Genomic DNA, 18,973 nt, shown 5'->3' on the forward strand with positions numbered 1-18,973 from the left:
CTCCCTGCAGGCCCTGACCGGGCCACTTTCAGTCGAGAAGCCATGAGCCCCACGCAACTCACGCCCGCCCTCCTGCCGCTTGGTCGCACCTCCCTGCGCGTCTCCCCCCTGGCCTGGGGCATGTGGCGCTTCGGTGGTCAGGACCTGCAGGCCTCGCGCGCCAAGATCGAGGCAGCGCTCGAAATCGGCATCAACTTCTTCGACACGGCTGACATTTACGGACCGGACAACGGCGAGGCCTTCGGTGCTTCCGAAGCCCTGCTGGGCCGCCTCTTCGCGGCAGACCGCACGCTACGCGAGCGCATGGTGCTGGCCTCGAAGGGCGGAATCCAGATCGGGGTGCCGTACGACTCCAGCGCCAAGTACCTGGAGCAAGCCTGCGAGGCCTCACTGCGTCGGCTGGGCGTGGACCATCTCGACCTGTACATGATTCACCGCCCCGACGTGCTGACTCACCCCAGCGAGGTGGCCGCCGTGCTGACCCGCCTGCGCGAGGCCGGCAAGATCCGCGAGGCAGGCGTCTCGAATTACACGACGGCCCAGGTGGCCGCCCTGCAGGCCCACTTGTCCTTCCCGCTGGCCTGCCACCAGCCCGAGTTCTCGCCACTGGCCATTCAGGCCCTGGAAGATGGCGTGCTGGACCAGTGCGTGGAGCGCGAGATCGGCGTGATGGCCTGGTCGCCCTTGGGTGGCGGTCGTCTGGGCGACGTGCCGGAAGAACCTCGCGCGCGGCGGGTGTACGACGCCCTCAAGACGCTGGCCGACCGCGCGGGCGTCAGCGTCTCGGCCGTGGCCTATGCCTGGGTCATGGCCCACCCCGCCCGACCCGTCCCGATCGTGGGCAGCCAATCGCCCGCGCGCATCCGCGAAGCCGCTGATGCTTACCAAGTGACGCTCTCCCGCACGGATTGGTACCAGGTGCTGGTGGCGTCCCGAGGAGTGCCCCTGCCGTGACCCAACCGACCCTTCCGCCCTGCGAAGTCAGCTGGTTTTCCGCCCTCTGCGACGATGACTACGAATTTCTGGGGGTTTCGGACCCTGCCCTGAAGAGCAGCTTCGAGCATTGCCGGGGCCTCGTGCTGGGCGCAGAAAAAGGCGGCTTCGACAACATCTTGCTGCCCTCCGGCTACCAGCTGGGCGTCGACACGATCGCCTTTGCGGGCGGCGTGGCCCCGCTGACCCGGCGGATTCGCTTGCTGACCGCGGTGCGGTGCGGAGAGCAGTGGCCCCCGCAGCTGGCGCGTCAGATCGCCACGCTGGACCAGATGCTGCAAGGCCGCCTGACGGTCAACATCATCTCCAGCGACCTGCCCGGTGAAACGCTGGCATCCGCGCCCCGCTACCGCCGCACCGTCGAGGTGATGAAGATCCTCAAGACGCTGCTGAACGGCCAGTCGCTGGACTTCCAGGGTGAGTTCTACCAGCTCAAGCTCGACCCGCCCCGCCTTGGTACGCTCAGCGGCCAGTGCCCCCCGCTGTATTTCGGTGGCCTCTCGCCGGATGCCCGCGACGCCGCCGCCCAGGCGGCCGATGTGTACCTGATGTGGCCCGACCGGATGGAAGCCGTGGAGGGCATCATTGCCGACATGCGGCAGCGGGCGGCGCAGTACGGGCGTAGCCTCAAGTTCGGCTACCGCGTCCACGTGGTGGTTCGCGACACCGAGGCCGAGGCCCGGGCGGCTGCCGCGCGCCTGCTCTCCAAGCTGGATGCCGCCACCGGCGAAGCGATTCGCAACCGCTCGCTCGACACGGCCTCGCTGGGGGTCGCCAAGCAGAACGAATTGCGCGACACAGCCGATGCTGACGGCTATGCCGAGGCCAACCTGTGGACCGGCATCGGACGGGCCCGCAGCGGCTGCGGGGCGGCCATCGTGGGCGACCCCGACCAGGTGCTGGCCAAGCTGAACGCCTACCGGGCGCTCGGCATCGAGGCCTTCATCCTGAGCGGCTATCCGCACGCGGCGGAATGCGACTTGTTCGCCCGGCACGTGTTGCCGCGCCTGGACCATGCCCCGCTGGTGCTCGCGCCTGAGGCCGCCCCCGCCCTGGCGAGCATCTAGCGTGGCGATCGCCGAAACGCCCGTCCCGCCCCCCGCCCCCCCCAGAGGCCTGACATTGCGCTGGGTCGTGCTGGCGCTGGTCTTCCTGGCGGGCACCTTGAACTACATCGATCGCCAGGTGCTGGCCCTGATCAAACCGGTCCTGTCTCAGGAGTTCGGCTGGAACGATCAGGACTTCGGACACCTGGCCTCGGTGTTTCAGTTCTCGGCCGCCTTGACCTTCCTGTACATCGGCTGGCTGCTCGATCGCTTCGGGCTGCACCGCGGTTATCCGCTGGGCGTCGGGGTGTGGAGCCTGGCCTGTGCCGCGCACGGGCTGGCCGTCCACATGTGGCACTTCATGATGGCGCGCGTCGTGCTGGCGGCGGGTGAGGCCGTGCAGACGCCGGCCTCGATGAAGGCGATCGCCGAATGGTTCCCGGCCGCACAGCGCTCCCTCGCGGTGGGCATCATCAACACCTCGCCGAACATCGGGGCCATCATCGCGCCCCTGCTGGTGCCGGCCGTGGTGCTGGCCTGGGGCTGGCGCACCGCCTTCATCGTGACGGGAGCCCTCGGCCTGGTGTGGCTGCTGGGGTGGTTCGCGCTGCCCCGCCCGCGCCAGCGTGAAGCGCTCCCGACGCCAAGCGAAACGCCGGCCAGCGAAGCCGATGCGCCCCTCAGCGTGCGGGCCCTGCTCGCTCAGCGCTCGTCCTGGGCCTTGCTGATCGGCAAGGCCCTGACCGACATGGTCTGGTGGTTCCTGCTGTTCTGGGCGCCCGATTTCATGCACCGCCAGTTTCACCTGAGCATCAAAACGGCGGGGGCACCGCTGGCCGCCATTTACGGTTTGGCGGCCGTGGGCGCGCTGACGGGCGGGCTGCTGCCCACGTTCTTGATGGCCCGAGGCGTCTCCCTGAACGTCGCCCGCAAGGGCAGCATGTTGCTCTACGCCCTGATCATCACGCCCCTGCCGCTGGTCCTGCAGGTCAGCGATCCCTGGCTCGCGGTGCTCTTCATCGGCGGGGCCCTGTTCGCCCACCAGGGTTTCTCGACCAACCTGTTCACCGTCGCCGTGGACGCCTTCCCCGGCAAGGGGGTGGGCACCGTCGTGAGCATCGGCGCATTCTGCGGTAACATCAGCGGGATGGCGATGCTTGAGTTGACCGGCTGGGTACTGACCCACCACAACACCTACATGCCGATGTTTGCGATCAGCGCGAGCGTCTACCTGATCGCCTTGGCCGTCTTACACGGCCTGGTGCCGCGACTGCGACGTCTGCCCGGCCGAGCCTGAAACCAGGGAAGCCTGGCCTACAATTCCCGTTCAGCCAGGTGATACCGCTGGGCATGCGTAGCGCAGTTGCACGAAGCCGGCTCCCAGAGGCTTCACGGCCTCCAACAGGAGCGGCTGGCGCGCTGACAAGCCGCCGAACAGGGAGATGCCCTCCCTGAGAAGAAGCGGAATCACGGTCAGCGTGAGCTCATCGACAAGCCCCGCCGCCAGCGCCTGGCGTACCAGCTGCCCGCCATCCAGATACACGTCCCGCTCACCGGCCAGCGTACGCGCAGCCGCCACCAAATCCACGATGTCCCCAGCCATCGCCCGCACCCCAGCGTGAGCCGGCTCCAGAGGGCGGTGGGTCGCCACGATCAAGGGCCGTTCGCCATAAGGCCATGGGCCCGCGAAGGAGCGCACGACGTCATAGGTCCGGCGGCCCATCACCAGGGCACCTACCTCGGCCAGAAACGGCCCGAAAGTGTCTTCCACTTCTCCGGACGGTTCCAGCCAGTCAAGCTCGTCCTGGGGGCCCGCGATGAAGCCATCGAGCGAGAGGGCCAGAAAGACGCGGACACGACCCATATCAGATCCCCCCATCAGCGGCCACAGCCTCAATGTCTCTCGCGGGGTTCTGGCCAGGCCTCGCCGGGCAGCTGATCCAGCATCAGCGCGCGGGCTTCCGGCGGGGCCAGCCGACAGGCAGCGCCCGCTGGCGCGCGGCCAAACCAGCGCAGACGATGCCGCGCGATCCAGTCATAGAAGACATCACGCCAGGCCCGCGGCACGAACCGCAGGCAGCCGAGCCAGGCGAGAGGCCCCCCCAAGGTCCGGGCGATGGCCAACACGGCATCGCTCCGCTCATACCATCGCCCACCACAGAGGACCAACACGCTGCTCCCCCAAGGGCCCTTGATGTGGGCCTCCAGCTCCTGAGCGATGGGGCTGGCCTGCACGTTTTGTAATGGCACGAACCGGAAGCGGTCTCGCCGAGGCGCGCGCATCATCAAGGCCACCAGGGCATCACAGAGCCCACAGTCGCCATCGTACAGCACGTAATGCAACCCATCGTCGCGTCCGGCCTCTGGAGGCGAAGGTGAGCGGCTTTTTTCGACGTCTCTCAGAAACCCCATGGCCCCCTCAAGCCCACTGGTTCCCTCCTACCCTAGCCAAGGAGGCCTACTGCCGGTCCTGCCGTGACTCTCCGCTGAAAGGCGCTCGACCTGACAAACGCCCAGCCTCGAACGGGAAGGGAGCATCGGCCGTCGTTCAGGCGCAAACAGGCCGGAGGGGAAGGCAGCCCGATGGCGCCCCAAGGAGAGCTGGTAACCGGTGGTTGAGGCAGAGACGTGGGGTAAAGAAGGAAGGGCCAACCTGTGTCCGATGAGGATTGACAACCTTGAGCCAGAACACGTTCGAACGCTACGAGACGCTGAACCTGCTCGGCCGTGGCGCAATGGGAGAGGTCTGGCGCGTTCGCGACCGGGAAACTGGTGAGATCTTGGCGCTAAAATGCTGCCTGGCTGACGGGCCAGCAGAGCGCATGTGTTTCAGGCAAGAAAGTGGGTTCCTCACGAGGCTAAAGCACGAGGGACTCCTTCATGCGTGCGCCGTGGGTGAGGGGGAAAACGGTGCCCCATTCTGCGTCATGCCCGTGGTCGAGGGGATCAACCTGCCTCCCCATCAGGGCGAATCCCAGGTGCGCCGCTGGCTGCCTCGCTTACTCGCTGCCCTGGCTTATCTCCACGGTCGCGGCTTGGTCCACGCAGACCTCAAACCGGAGAATGTGCGCCTCCTGCCGGATGGCGAGGTGATGATCATGGATTTCGGCCTGATGCGTCCGGCTGGGCCGGTCAAAGGCATTCGGGGCACCCCCGCCTACATGGCGCCGGAAGTCGCGCTGGGGCGCCCCACCGACGGACGAGCCGACCTGTACGCCTTGGGCTGCGTGCTGTACTACGCCTTGGCCGGCGAGCCTCCATTCACCGGGGACGACGCCAACGCACTGCTACGCGCCCACGTGGAAAAACCCGCCCCCGACCTGGCAGGACGGGTGCCCGGCCTCAGCCCCGCCATGGCCAAGGTCGTCCAGCGCTTGCTGGCCAAAACACCTGAGACCCGCTATGCCAGCGCGGTTGAGGTGCTCAAGGCGCTGAATCTGCCGCGCCCGGACGGCGACCGCATCACCTGGGTCGAGCCGCCGCTGACCGGCCAGGCCGACGTGCAAGCAGCCCTCAAGGCCTTCTGGGCAGACGCTGTGGAGGCCCCCCGCGGAGTTTGCCTGCACGGCGCCGGTGGGTCGGGCAAAACGCGCTGGAGCACGGAGGCCGCCGCGGAGGGTCATCGCCAGGGCTGGTCGGTCTTCAGCGTGCGAGGCAGTGGCCCCGAGGCCAGTCCTTATCAGGCGGTAGAGAGCCTGCTGGCAAGCCTGATGGTGCAGGCCTCCGAGGAGGCCCGAGCGCGCAATCAGGCCTACGTGGCCCGCGCGATCCCGGGCTGTGAGATCCCCGCGGCCGCGCCACTGGACGGCACCGCGGAAAAGGTGCGCTTTCACGACGCCGTGGCCAATCTGGCTGAATCGCTGGCTGGCTGCGTGCTGTGGGTGCTGGATGCCCCCGAACGGCTGGACCCGGATTCGCTGGCCCTGCTGGAATTTCTCAAGCGGCGTGGTTCCGGCCGTCAGTGGCGGTGGGTGGAGTGTCGTGGCGATGCGGAGGGGGTGCCCGCAGACTGGCAGACGCTGGGGCTTACGCCCTTGACCGCTGAAGAAGCGGCGTCTCTGGTGGAAGGTGCCCTGTGCGGCGATTGCCTGCCCGCCGACGTGCAGGCCCTGCTCTTCCGGATCGGCCGGGGCAACCCGGGCGCCTTGCTGGCCACGCTGCGACACTGGATCGACAACGGGGCGCTGGCGCGCATCGGCGATGGGCTGGAGGTGCCCTTGGCCGAAAAACTGGTCGCGCCTCCCTCCGGTGCGGAAGCTCTGACGGCGAGCCTTCGCTGCCTGAGCGAATCCGCCCGGCGACTCTGTCTGTGGGCGGCCCTGGCCGGGGTCGAGGGGACGCTGGCCACGATCGCCGAACTGGCCGACGTGCCTCAGAACGAAGCGCTGGCGGGGGCTTCAGAACTGCAGCGGAGCGGCCTCTGGTTCCTCGACGGAAACCACTGGACCTTTGCCAGGCCTGAGGTGGTGCCCTCGCTGCGTGGCCTTATGCCTGATGCAGAACGAAAAGCGGCCCACGGGCGTCTCGCTCAGGCCTGCCTGGCCGGGCGAGACCCTGCGACGATCGCGACCTCCCGTGCGCTGGGCGATTGGCGCCGGGTCGCCGAGCACCTGCTGGGTGCCGAAGCGTGGGAGCAAGCCTGGACGATCGCCGACCCGACGATTCAGCGTGGTTTGCTGACGGGACAGTACCGCCTGGTGTTGCCGTTGATCGAAGCCTGGCTCCAGGCCGGTGACAAGAACCTGACCCGCCTCGTGATGGTGAGAAGCTATCACGCGCAAGGCTTGCGACGCCTCGGCCGCATCGATGAGGCGCTGGCGTTTTACGACACCCCGGACCTGGAGACGCTGCGCGAGGTGGCCCCCAACCACCACGCCGACCACCTGGTCACGCACGGGCTTCTGATGGTGACCAAGGGCCGTTATGCGGAGGCCCGCCCGCGCTTGCAGGAGGGTGCCCAGCTGGCCGAATCGCTGGGACTGTGGCCGGCCGTCGTGCGCGCACAGTTCACGGAAGGACGCGTCCACTATTTTCAGGGCCAATCTGTGACCGCCTTACAGTGTTTGCGACAGGCCGAGGCCACCGCAAACACGCACGCGCTCGAGGCCATGTTGCCACCGATTTTGAGCCTGCAGGGCTTGATCGAGAGTCTGCAAAGCCCGGAGCTCCAGCGTCAAGGCACCGCCAAACTGCTGGCTGCCGCTGAGCAGGCCCGTGCCCTGGGCAACCTGTACGACGAAGCCGATGCCCTGGGCAACCTCGGCAATACCTGGATGATGATGGGGCACTACGCAGCGGCGCGCGACACCTTCACCGATTACCTGGCACTTTGCGAGCGACAGGCTGAAGTGACAGAGACCATCTTTGCTGAACTGAATCTGGGCACGGTGCTGCTCCATCAGGGCGACTGGTTGGCCGCCCGCCAGCATGCGGAACGCGCCCTCCAGCTCAGCCAGGCCCAGAAGCGCAAGTTCCCGGAGGCCTACACGCTGGCTCTGAGCGGCCTGTTGCAGGTGTTCAGTGAAAATCCCGCGGAAGGGCTTGACCGACTCCAGCGCGCGCAGGAAATCGCCGCCGAAATCAACAATTCCCAGCTCGATCACGAACTCCAGGCGCTGTGGGGAACGGCCTGCCTGGCGATCGGTGATCAGGCGGGCGCGGCGGCGGCCCTGGCTGCCGCGGGTGGCATCGTGGGCGAGAACCAGGGCAACCGTCTGCTGCAGTATTTGCACTGGCAATTGCAGGCCCAGAGCGACCCGGCGAGTGTCCTCTCACAGGATGCCTCGAACCTTTTTCCGGACCGGGCCGACCTGCGAGCGGCCCTCACGCTCGCTCAGGCGGCCGCCGCCCGTCAGATGGGCGACCAGACCAGCGTGCCGGCGCGCCTGGAAGCCTCCCGAGAAGCCGCACTCGAAGCTGGCCTGGCGCTGGAGGGTCTCGCCGTCGAGGTGTTGCTGGCCGGCTGGTCCGGGCAAGCCGGCCGGCCCGTCGACACCGTCGCCAGCGCCGCCGAGGAGGCAGGTCATCCCCAGCTGGCCGCTCTGGCCCGGCTTCAGTCAGGTGACCGCCTGATCGCGCAACAAGGTCGCCGCTGGCTCGAGGCCTGGCGCGACGAGCTACCGGAACACCTGCGAGCCGCCGCCTCCGCAGCCTGGGGGAATGCCCGAGGGCCGGTGTCGACCTCCCGGATGGACAACTCGGAAGAGGTCTCGCCCGCCTTGCTGCTGCGTGTGAGCACCCAGAGCGATTTCGAGACCGTCAAACGGGAAGTGGCCGCCGTCGCAGGGGAATTTTTCGACGCCGAAGAAGCCTATCTGCTGCTGTTCGAAGACTTCGAAGTCCGCCAGACGGCGCGCTGGAAATCGCCTGATATCCGTCCCGACAGTGGCATCACCAACTTTGCCTATGACGTGATCTGGGGAGGCGCCCCCTGCGTGGAGGAATTCGAGGGGGCAGACAGCCACCACCGTCTGGCGGGTTTGCCACTCTTCGAGGGACTTCACGTCTTCGGTGCGGTGGTCGTGCTCCTCTCGCCAGCGGCCTTCGCACAATGGACCCAGCGGCAAGCGGGCGCCGCCCCGCTGATGCAGCAGGCGGCCTGGTCGCTCTTGCATACCCAACAGTTCGGAGCGGAACAGCACGCCCGTGCGGTGGCCAGTGACCTCGTCGAGCTGGGGATTCAGGTGCTGACAAGCGCCTCCCTGGCCGATCGCTGGCAGTTGCTCGCGCGAGCGGGACTGGCCTGGAGCCGGGCCGACCGCATCCTCTGGGTGAGACGTGGCACGTCCGGTGAACTCGATTGCGCGGCGGCGGCCTGGGAAGAGGGCGACATTCCCTCCCCCACCGATGAACCGTTCAGCCGCAGCATCTCGAACTGGGCGGTCGAACGGAACGAACCCGTGTTTCTGCTGGATGCCCAGGGTGAAGACGCCGTGAAGGGCCAGCTCAGCGTGATGGCCCTCGGTTTGCGTTCGGTCTTCGCCCTGCCCGTCGAGGTGCGAGGCGAGGTGGTCGGCGTCCTCTACATGGACCTGCAACACATTGACACGGAGGGGGCGCAAGCCCTTCCACGCCTGGCAGGCCTGGCCAGACTCTGGGGAGCTTGCTTGCAAGTGCAGGAGCAGGGGGCGCCGGCCTGAGGGGGCGCTTGACAGGCAACCCCGATCGCGTGCTAAGCACATGACAGCCACGCCACGCTCCGATGGCGGCACGACGCTCGTTCGTGACCGTAGGACGTATGCGCCCCCGGCGCGCCCTGCCCGCTTGTCTGACACGAGGAGCCTTTGCGATGTCCCATCCGCCACTGCCGATTCTGGAGTTCATTCTCGGCAACTACAAGAACTTCAACGCCCGCGCCACGCGTGACGCCCTGATTGCCTACTGGCAACACATCGCCAACGGCGGCAAGATGTTCTGGGCCGTGGCCGGGGCGATGTCCTCCGCCCAACTCGGCATCACGCTGGCGCCCGCCATTCGGGCCGGCCTGATCCACGGGCTGTCCGTGACCGGCGCGAACCTGGAAGAGTCGCTCTTTCGTCTGGTCGCGCACGACAGCTACAAGGACTTCCCCGACTATCGCTATTTCACGAAGCAGGACGACACGCGCATCCTGGAAGACCGCATGCGCCGTGTCACCGACACCAGTATCCCGGAGGACGAAGCCTTCCGCGCGGTCGAATCGATCATCGTGCCGATGTGGAAGCAGGCCTCGTCACAGGGGGAACGGCGCTTCTGGCACGAATATTTCTACGAGCTGATCGCCGCGATCGACCCGGCCAGCTACGAGGGCAGTCCGGAAGCCTGCTGGTTGCTGGCCGCGGCCCAGGCGAAATTGCCCCTGGTGGTGCCCGGTTACGAGGACTCGACCTTCGGCAACATCTTCGCCTCGTATGTGAAGACGGGTGAATGTTCCGCCAGCCTGGCCAAGTCGGGCATCGAGTACATGGCCGACTTCTACGACCGCTACGAGCGGTTGTCGGAGGGCGCCGGTTGCGGCTTCTTCCAGATCGGCGGCGGCATTGCCGGCGACTTCCCGATCTGCGTGGTGCCCTCGACCAAGTACGATCTCGACCGCCCGGTCAAACCCTGGGCCTATTTCTGCCAGATCAGCGACTCGACCACCTCGTACGGTTCGTATTCGGGGGCCACTCCCAATGAGAAGATCACCTGGGACAAGCTGACGGAAGACACCCCGATGTTCGTGATCGAGTCGGATGCCACGATCGTGGCCCCGCTCATGCTGAAGGCCCTGCTGGAATGTCAGGCCCATCCAGAAACGGCCCGTGCGCTGATCGAACGCCACCTCGGCGAGGCGCAGACCACCCTCGCGCGGGTCTGATTCTACGAAAGTGAGCGGCGCCGCCAACCATCCGCGGCGAGCCGAGCAGCGCAAATCGTGAGGTCGCCCGGCCATTTGGCTCGGGCGACCTCACCGCTTGGCTATCCGTCGAAACGCAGCAAGACTTCCACCGGCCCGGCTTCAGCCCCAGCCTCCGGCTGGATGCCCAGGTCGGCCAGGGCTTCCCAGATCGGCGCCAGCGCACGGGCGGGGTCCCGGTAGAAGGCGCTTCCGCGCACCTGGCAGAAGCGCCAGCCCACTCGTTCCAGCACCGCCTGGCGGCGCTGCGCCGCCTCCCAGCGCGCCAGGCCGTGCCAGCGATCGCCTTCGCACGAAAGCGCCAGCCGGGCCCGCGCGCCCTCGACCACCAGGTCGATACGCTGGTTCCCGCTGCCCACGGCTTGCTGGGCCTGTACCCGGTAGCCGCGTTCGCTCAGGCGCCGGAAAACGTCCCGCTCCAGCTCGGACTCGCAGCGGGCTTCTCCGAGCTGCTCTGCGCCGGCTTTCTCCTCCGGTGTGAGGAAATGCTGGAGCAACTGGTGCCGCATGCAGGCGGGGTGCAGATGCTCCAGCCCCACCGAGTGGAAGAGCCAGACCTGGTCCCGCGCCCGGCTGGCCGCCACATTGAAGCGATTCTCGTCGGTACGCTTGGTCAAAGGCATGTTGCGGACATTTGGCGCGGCCACGAGCGACAGGAACATCACGTCGCGCTCGTCCCCCTGGAACGAATAGGCGTCCCCACAGACGATGCGTCGCTCCACCATTTCCCGCTCACCCAAGCGCTGGCGCAAGCGTTGCTCGATCAGCTGCGCCTGTTCCTTGCCCTGCAAGGCGATCACGCCCATGGTGCGATCCTCGTAGGCCGGGTCCTGGCAAAGCCGGACCACCGTCTCGACCAGCGCCTCGGCCTCCGGCAGGTTGAGCGAACGGGCCGTTCCGCCCTCCCGAATGCCATCGGGGACGTACACCGCCCGCAGCGGAGGGTCGAAGCGCTGCGAGCCCAGCGGCATCCGCAGGGGTTCCACCACCCCCCCGTAAAACCGCTCGTTGCTGAAGCGGATGATCTCGGGCACGCAGCGAAAGTGCTCGCGCAGCATCAGGGTGCTCGCAAAGACCCGCACGGCCGTGTCGTACAGGCTGTTCTGCAAGGTGAACAGGTGGCGTTGCGGAATCCCTTGCAGATGACGCTCGATCAGCAGGTTGACCTCGCTCTGGTCTCGTCCGACGCCCTCCGGGCTGATCTGCTTGTCATCGCCCACGATGACGGCGCGCTCGGCCCGGAACAGGGCACTGATCGCGTTCAGGTCACACTGACTGCTCTCGTCGACAATCACCACGTCAAAGCGCTCACCATTCGGCTTGAGGTTCTCGACCACGCGATTGAGCGGCATGATCCAGACCGGCACGGCCCCCCGGCAGGTGTCCATCTCGCGGCGCGCGTGTTCGCGATGCCGGTCAGCGTACTTGCCGGTGCCCTTGCCGATCTTGCGAATGGTCTGCAACCAGGCCAGCAGGCCCCGCCGCTGGGCGGGGGTGGTGCGGCGAAGCTGGGCCAGCCAGGTGGTGGCGGCCACCAGGTCCCCGGTTAGCCGAGCGGTGATCCGCTGCACTTCGGCCAGACGGAGATGAATGACCTCCGGGGGCCGGCGGGCCAGATGCGTCTCCAGCAGCACATTGGCCTGGGCCCATTCCCAGGCCGCCCGCCAATCGCCTGGCAAGGAGAGGGCCTCCCCCCGGGCCGCGCGGGCCTCGAACTGGTGCATCCAGTTCGGCGCCGCCGCTTCCAGCCGGGCGCCCAGCGCGGTCAGTTCACTCAATTTGGGGGCCTGAGCAGCCAGTCGGACCAGGGCATCCCGCTCCCTTCCCCAACGGTTCAGGTCGCGCGCCGCCAGGGCCGCAGCAAGTGCCTCCCAGGCCGGATGAGGCTCGGGCTGGCGTGCGCCGGCTTCAAGCAAGGCGCGCCAGCCATCCAGGCTCGCGCGCGCGGATTGGGCTTGCAGGGTGTCTCGCAGGGCCAGCAGGCCGTCGTGCAAGACCTGTAACCAGGCCGGCTCGTGCCACTGGGCCAGGCCAGGCGGCGCGATCTCACACAGGGCGGACTGGATCGGCCGGACCACCTCACTCTCCCAGGCCACGGCGATCGCCAGGTGCTCCAGGTGCTCCGAAAGGGTGGCCAGGAAGCGCGGTGCCTCGGGTTCGAGCCACGGACCCTCGATGTCGCGCATGTGGTTGTTCCACTTGATCGCCAGCTTGCGACAGGCCTCGCGATGAGCCAGCCAGGCCAGCAGCGCCTCGACCTCCTCGCGGGTGCGGGGCGGGGCGCCGTTGACCCGCAGCGGGGCGATCGCGGCCAGGGCGCTCTTGCCCGTGAAGTGACGGAACATGAAGCCGAGCCCTTCGCCCCGGCTGAGCTCGTCCCGCACGAGTTGCAAGGCCGCTTGCACGGGGGCCGTATCGGCGTCGAGATCGCCGCTGAAGGCCCAGTCGCGCAGCTGCGTCTCGCTCTGGCGCAGGGCCGCGCGACGCTCGCGCGCCGCCTCGAGCAAGCCGTGCCAGGCCTCCCCACCGCCATCGGGCTTGCTCACGTCGGCCATCACGGCGCGCAACCAGGGAGCCTGAAGCGGTTCGGCCCGTTCGAGCGCGCCCGCCACCCCCTGCAGGGCCTGCTGCACGTCCGAGAGGCCGACCGCCGGCAACTGCCAGCCGGTCAGGCGTTGGGTGCGCGCCTCGGCGCCGCGTTCGAAGGTGGTCAGGTGGTCCAGTAGTTCCGCCAGTGCCGGCGTGGTCGGCAGGCTCTCCAGCGCGGGGCGATGCAGGGCGGCGGCGCGGCGATCCTGCGGATCGATCTCGCCCAGCAAGGCCAGCCAGCGCGCCAGCTCGACCTCGTCCAGCGGCGGCGGGGAGCCCGGGTCCGGCTGGTCGGGCAACCAACCGAGCTCCGAGGCGTTGGCCTGCAGCCAGCGGGCCAGTTCCATCGGCGTGCGGGTCTGTCCGTGCCAGCTCAGTTCAGCGTGCTCGGCCTCGGCCGACTCCGCCAGTTCGCGGCGCAGTTCGGCCTGTTCCGTCTGCAACTGGGCCTGCTCCTCCCGCAGCGCCGCGATGCGGGCTTCGAGCGTCTCGATGCTGTCCGCGTCGAGCCGGTCGGCGATGCCGGTGATGGCCTCTTCCAGTTCCTTGACGGAACGCGAGTCGCCTTCCAGCAAGCTGACGCACAGCGGGGCGATCGCCGGCACCTTCTCGCGCACCATGTCACCGATCACCCGCAAGGCCCGCTCGGTTTCACTGGTCACCAGCACGCGTTTGCCGTGCGCCAGCAGGTGGGCAATCAGGTTGACGATGGTGTGACTCTTGCCCGTCCCTGGAGGCCCCTGAACGACCACGCCACAATGCTGGGACAGGCGCCGCACGATCTCGCGCTGTTCCTCGTTCCAGGCCAGCGGGAAGAGCAGATCCTCCCCCACCGGGCGCCAGGCCTCGGCCGCGGCCGCGTCGGGGGTGGGCGGGGCCGCCGCCGTGATGGCCAGGACGGGGGCCGGCACCTCGGCCCCATTGCGCAGGGCCTCCGTCAGGCCCTTCAACTCAGCCTGCCACTGGCGACCGCCGCCACGGCGGACGAACAGCACCGGCAGATCCCAGATGACCGGATGGGCCGCCAGCGGGCAATCGGCGCCGCCGACCGTGGTATCCGCCCGATAGGCCCCATCAGGGTCCAGGGTCTGGGCCAGTTCGCGATAAAAGGGCGCCGTCAGGGCAGAGTCCCAGGGGTCGAGCGGGCTTTCCTCGAAGGCCTGCTCCAGACGCACCAGGTGGGCCGGATTGGGCACCGGGACCGCCGTCAGCATATCGAGTTCCAGCACGGTGCCGGCCAGCGCGGGCGCCAGGGTGAACACGCCGCGCTGCGCATCGAACTGCAGATCGACCCGGGTGGTCAGCACGGGACGGCGGATCTTCTGCCCCGCGACGCGCCAGGTCAGCAGCCCGTGCCCCATCACCAGCTCGATCGTCTCGCGCTCGCGCTGCAAGCGCTGGTAGAGGGCAAACAGCTGCCCGTAGAGTGCTTGCACCGCCCCGCGCTGCCCGGCGGCCTGGGCCCAGGGGCGCCAGGCGGTCTCGAGCCAGGCATTCAAGGCAGCCACCCTCGCCGGGTCTGCCTCGAAGGAAACGCGCCGACGCGCCGCCAGGGCGGCCAGGTCGTCCACCTCCCAGGGCAACTCCACGGCGCTGGCAGCCACCCACTCGGCGTCGTAGGGCGGAGGCGCCAGCGAATCGTCATCGGCGTCCGGCTCGGACGCGGTGGGCAACGCGCTCCGCGCCGGCGCCGCCGCGCCGCTCAGTGCAGGCCCCTCGCCCGGCGCTCCGGCGGGCCAACCATCACGCTCAGAGGGCCCGCTCGCCTCGCTGTCGGGGCGAGGGCCGGCGGGCAGCGCCGCGTGGCCGTCCCCCGGCAAGCCCGTCTCCGATGCGGCGGGGGCCTCTTCGTCCGTCATCGGGCCCACGTCAGAGGCCGGCGCCGCGGCGGCGATCGCCTGAACCGCGACCGCGGCCCGCTCGACCGCCGCCGTGCTGTGCTGGATCCAGTGCGCCTCCTCGGCCGGCGTCAGCAGGTTGCGCAGCGGGTGCGGCAGCGGCTCCCGCCGGGGATCATCCCAGGGCTGCATCAACCAGTCGGCCAGTTCGGCGGGCGGCGGGGGAGCCGCCGGTACCACCTGCTTGTGCACCTCCAGCCAGGCCGCTTGCTCCGGGGGATGCAGCACGCAGCCCTCACCAACCGGCAGGTCGCGCCACCACCAGAGCGGCTCCCGGCTCTCGCGAAGGTCCACCGCGACCGGGGCCTCCAGATTTTTCAGGGCCAGCAGGTATTCCACCAGCTTGAGGGCTTGTTGACGCGGTTCCAGCGACATGCACGAACCTCCCGGCTTGGAGCGACACGTTGGCTTGTGCCCTTTCCATTCGCCTGGAGGCAAGCGGAAAGCGCGCCCGGATCATAGCGCGCGCAGGGCCCAAAAGATGTGCTGCCCGTCGGCGTGGTTCCGACGGACAGCAGGCTTGGGAAACAACCAGGCGTTTGGGAGATAATGAGCGCGAGGATGCCGGCCGGGTCCCGTTTACCGGCGCCCCCCCCAGCTGCTGGCGTAGGAGGCCATCCCGGTCCAGCCGCCGATGCCACCGTCCCCGAGCGCGTTCATATCGACGGCTTCCATCAACTTGCGGAACTTGCCCTCGGGCAGGGTCACAGCGCCCCCTTTGGGATCCTGGAAGGTCACTTTGCCCTGGTCCACGGCTGTCACGGTGACCGCATGAGCGCCTTTGGGCGAGTTCTGCCCCCCGCCCATCAGTTGCCACACGGCGGCCTCCTCGGGGTCGGTTGGCTTGGCCTCCGGAACGTGGATCACGGTGTTGAAGCGTTTGCCTTCCTGCGTCGTGGCGCGCATGTTTTTCATCTCGCCGTCCACATCGCGAACCGTGGTGCTGGAACTTCCGTTGCCCCCGAATTTCGGCGCACTGTAAGTGACGCGCTGGTCAACCTTGACGCCGAGCTCCACCCCCGTGACGTCTTTGTTCAGCTTCGCCGCACCATCGTAGGAGAGGCCTGTCGTGTTCGCGCCGCCGGCGAGATTGAACTCCCCCCAGGCTTTTTTCCCGGAGTGCTTGTCTGCCTTGATGTCGTAATAGCCTTCGCTACCATGATTCATGAGGGCCGTCTGCACGGTGGCATGGACCGCGGCTTCCCCCGACTTATTCTGCTTGATCCACTTCTGGTTATCGTTGGCGCCCTCTTTCTTGCCCCCGATATTGTGCTTTGCTTCATCCACCTGCAGCTTGACCTTGCGATCGTCGTTCTTGCCACGCTTGAGCGTGGTTTCGCCCTTGGTCGCCAGGTCCGTGGCCGCTCGGAAATACTCGGAAGGCTGGTTCTGGGCCCAGTTGGCCTCCGCCGTGGCGGCCGCGCAAGTGTTCTTGCGCGCCTGACGCAGGCCCGCCGCGTTGCCGATCGCCTCCAGCGTGTCCTCCGCCAGTTGAGGGCTGCCGCCCTTGTCCAGAAAGCGCTTCACTTGCTGCCCGAGGGGCGGTTCGCCATGCTTTGCGGGCTTGTCGAGAATCCCGGCTTCGGCCAGCTTTTCAAGGCTCTTTTGCCCCTTGGGAGATAGGGCCTTGGCGGTCTGATCGAGCAGGGCCTGGGTGTCGGCCGAACGGCCTTTCTCGGTCGCGAAAGGGAGCGCTCCGAGGTCCGCTTTGGCCGCCTTCGCAAGGGCCTGTGCCCCGGTAAAAGAGGCCGCCGCAGCTTTGTCCGCGCCCTTTCCTTGGCCCGGTTTGCCTGCGCCCTGCTTGTCAGTCCCCTTGACCTGATTGCCCGAGTCAGCGGCCTTGACTTGGGCCGGCTTGTCGTTTCCCTTGACCTGAGCGGGCTTGTCGTTTCCCTTGGCCTGAGCGGGCTTGTCGTTCCCCTTGGCCTGAGCGGGCTTGTCGTTCCCCTTGGGTGGGTCGTTCTTCTTGCCGCCACCACCTTGATTTTTGGGTTTGGGCGGCGGGGGTATGGGCGCGGGCTTTTTATCGACTTTCGACACGGGAATCCCTCCTGGACAGACACGCACAGCGTATCAGTCAAACACACCTTCCGTTTGTGTACCCTGAAAGCCAGACTTGACACGTTGATGCCTGCCGCAAGCCCAGGCCACTCGGTCTTCCTGGAACCGAAAGTCGCCTCCGTTTCCCTCTGGCGGGACAGGGGGACGCAGCCCTGGCGGCCAGTAAGACCTCCCGTCAGCGCCGCAGGGCCGTCGCTGCCCAAGCCGGGCCTGCTTGCCGTAGAATGACACCAGGCAAGTCTCACCTTGCCCCACAGGAGATCCCGTATGGCCAGCTTTCTGCTCAAGACCGAACCCGGCACCTACAGCATCGACGACCTGGCTCGCGACGGAAAAACAGCCTGGGACGGGGTGCGAAACCACCTGGCCAAGCGCCACCTGGAGGCCATGCAAGTGGGAGACGAAGCCTTCATCTACCACTCGGTCGATGAAAAGCGCGTCGTCGGCGTGGCCGAATGTATCGGCGCGGCCCGACCCGACCCCAGTGATGAAACGGGCAAGTTCGTCTGCGTGGACCTGCGGTTCGTGCGTAAGCTGAAGCGCCCCGTGACCTTGGCGGAATTCAAGGCGGCCGGCTGGAACGAATTCGAGCTGGTGCGCATGTCGCGCCTGAGCTGCATGCCCATGCCCCCTGAGGTGCGGGCCTGGCTGCTGGCCCAGGAAACCACCTGAGCCGCCCCCGTGCTGGCAGACCAGGGGCGCGCGCCAGACGCCACTCGTGACGAGCCCCGCACCGGCAGCCGCTGGTACAGGCAACTGTATATCCAGGTCTTGTTGGCGGTCGTGGGTGGGGCCACGCTGGGCTGGCTCCAGCCCGAGTGGGGGGTGGCGCTCAAACCTCTCGGGGACGCCTTCATCAAGCTCATCAAGCTGCTGGTGGTGCCACTGGTCTTTCTGACCGTCAGCACCGGCATCGCCGGGATGGCGGACCTGCGGGGCGTCGGCCGGGTGGGCCTCAAGGCCCTGATTTACTTCGAACTGGTGACCACCCTGGCGCTGGGACTGGGCTATGCCGTCGGCAAGCTCGCCGGACCCGGGCGAGGCATGGCGATCGATCCAGCGGGCCTGGATGCCGCCGGCGTGACCACTTACGCCGGCCAGGCCCCCTCAGGTGGGGTCGCGGCCTTCCTGCTGAACCTGATTCCGAGCAGCGTCGGGGAAGCCTTCGTACGCGGTGAAGTGCTGCACGTCCTGCTGCTGGCCCTGCTGCTTGGCTCGGCGCTGGCGGCTCTGGGGCCGCGAGCGGCCAGCTTGCGCCAGATGTTGGAAGAGGGGACTCAGGCCGTGTTTCACGTGGTCGGCTGGATCATGAAGCTGGCCCCCCTGGGCGCCTTCGGCGCCATGGCCTTCACGCTGGGCAAGTTCGGCCCGGCCGCCCTGTGGAGCCTGGGCAAGCTGATGGCCTGCGTCTACCTCAGTTGCCTCGCCTTCGTGTTCGGCGTGCTGGGGGCGATCGCCTGGTGGAATCGCGTCTCGCTCTGGCGCCTGCTGGTGTATCTGCGCGAAGAGCTGCTGGTGGTGCTGGGCACGAGCAGCAGCGAGTCGGTCCTGCCGCGTCTGATGGCCAAGCTGGAGCGCCTCGGCTGCGCGCGCCCGGTGGTCGGCCTGGTGCTGCCCACCGGCTATTCGTTCAATCTCGACGGCACCGCCATCTACCTCACGCTGGCGACCCTGTTCATGGCCCAGGCCTTGCAGGTGGATCTGAGCTGGCAACAGGAGCTCACGCTCTTTGCCGTTTTGATGGTCACCAGCAAGGGGGCCGCCGCGGTGAGCGGCGGCGGGTTCGTCACCTTGGCTGCCACGCTGGCCACCGTGCCGGCCTTGCCAGTGGCCGGCTTGGCGCTGCTGCTCGGCGTGGACCGCTTCATGAGTGAGGCGCGGGCGCTGACCAACATGGTCGGCAACGCCCTCGCCACGATCGTGGTGGCCCGTTGGGAAGGCCGCTTCGACGCGGCCCAAGCCCAGCGGGTGCTGGAGGAGGGGTGAAGCGGAATGCCGAGGCCCGGCAC

The 18,973-nt window shown here is 67.7% G+C and carries 11 protein-coding genes; 7 read left to right on the top strand and 4 right to left on the bottom strand.

The annotated features are described in order from the left end of the window. Nucleotides 1-42: 42 nt before the first annotated feature. Genes VKP62_12205 through VKP62_12215 form a run of 3 tightly spaced genes read left to right on the top strand, consistent with a single transcriptional unit; the run spans nt 43 to nt 3,336 of the window. On the top strand, nt 43-954 hold the full coding sequence (locus VKP62_12205; protein MEB3197955.1) for an aldo/keto reductase: 912 nt from the start codon (nt 43-45) through the stop codon (nt 952-954). Further along, a complete protein-coding gene (locus VKP62_12210; protein ID MEB3197956.1) occupies nt 951-2,060 on the top strand; it encodes an LLM class flavin-dependent oxidoreductase in 1,110 nt (369 codons plus the stop codon). Before VKP62_12205 ends, VKP62_12210 begins: the two co-directional genes overlap by 4 nt. Before the next feature lies 1 nt (nt 2,061). Then, nucleotides 2,062-3,336, top strand: coding sequence for an MFS transporter (locus tag VKP62_12215; GenBank protein MEB3197957.1), 1,275 nt, complete (start codon nt 2,062-2,064; stop codon nt 3,334-3,336). Between the two features lie 30 nt (nt 3,337-3,366). Here VKP62_12215 and VKP62_12220 read toward each other — a convergent pair whose 3' ends face one another. Then, on the bottom strand, nt 3,367-3,903 hold the full coding sequence (locus VKP62_12220; GenBank protein ID MEB3197958.1) for a dihydrofolate reductase family protein: 537 nt from the start codon (nt 3,901-3,903) through the stop codon (nt 3,367-3,369). A 29-nt stretch (nt 3,904-3,932) separates the two neighbouring features. After that, the gene (locus tag VKP62_12225; GenBank protein MEB3197959.1) at nt 3,933-4,451 is read right to left on the bottom strand and encodes a DUF393 domain-containing protein; all 519 of its coding nucleotides are present in this window, start codon (nt 4,449-4,451) and stop codon (nt 3,933-3,935) included. A 266-nt stretch (nt 4,452-4,717) separates the two neighbouring features. Between VKP62_12225 and VKP62_12230 the strand changes: the two genes are divergently transcribed. Together VKP62_12230 and VKP62_12235 are read left to right on the top strand one after the other, a co-directional pair. Continuing rightward, entirely contained in the window at nt 4,718-9,178 is a 4,461-nt protein-coding gene (locus VKP62_12230; protein MEB3197960.1) for an AAA family ATPase, read from the top strand. Between the two features lie 149 nt (nt 9,179-9,327). Further along, the gene (locus VKP62_12235; GenBank protein MEB3197961.1) at nt 9,328-10,377 is read left to right on the top strand and encodes a deoxyhypusine synthase family protein; all 1,050 of its coding nucleotides are present in this window, start codon (nt 9,328-9,330) and stop codon (nt 10,375-10,377) included. 101 nt (nt 10,378-10,478) lie between these two features. Here the strand turns inward: VKP62_12235 and VKP62_12240 are convergent, their stop codons facing one another. Next, nucleotides 10,479-15,278 carry an AAA domain-containing protein gene (locus tag VKP62_12240; protein MEB3197962.1) on the bottom strand — a complete coding sequence of 1,600 codons (4,800 nt, stop codon included), beginning with the start codon at nt 15,276-15,278 and terminating at the stop codon, nt 10,479-10,481. Between the two features lie 204 nt (nt 15,279-15,482). Then, nucleotides 15,483-16,943: a hypothetical protein gene (locus VKP62_12245; protein ID MEB3197963.1), complete on the bottom strand. Its 1,461-nt coding sequence runs from the start codon at nt 16,941-16,943 to the stop codon at nt 15,483-15,485. Nucleotides 16,944-17,231: 288 nt separating this feature from the next. Between VKP62_12245 and VKP62_12250 the strand changes: the two genes are divergently transcribed. After that, nucleotides 17,232-17,636: an EVE domain-containing protein gene (locus tag VKP62_12250; protein ID MEB3197964.1), complete on the top strand. Its 405-nt coding sequence runs from the start codon at nt 17,232-17,234 to the stop codon at nt 17,634-17,636. 9 nt (nt 17,637-17,645) lie between these two features. After that, nucleotides 17,646-18,950 (top strand): C4-dicarboxylate transporter DctA, encoded by a 1,305-nt coding sequence (gene dctA / locus VKP62_12255; protein MEB3197965.1) that lies wholly within the window; start codon nt 17,646-17,648, stop codon nt 18,948-18,950. Nucleotides 18,951-18,973 lie beyond the last annotated feature (23 nt).

This window comes from Candidatus Sericytochromatia bacterium, assembly GCA_035285325.1.
Classification (GTDB): Bacteria; Cyanobacteriota; Sericytochromatia; order S15B-MN24; family JAQBPE01; genus JAYKJB01.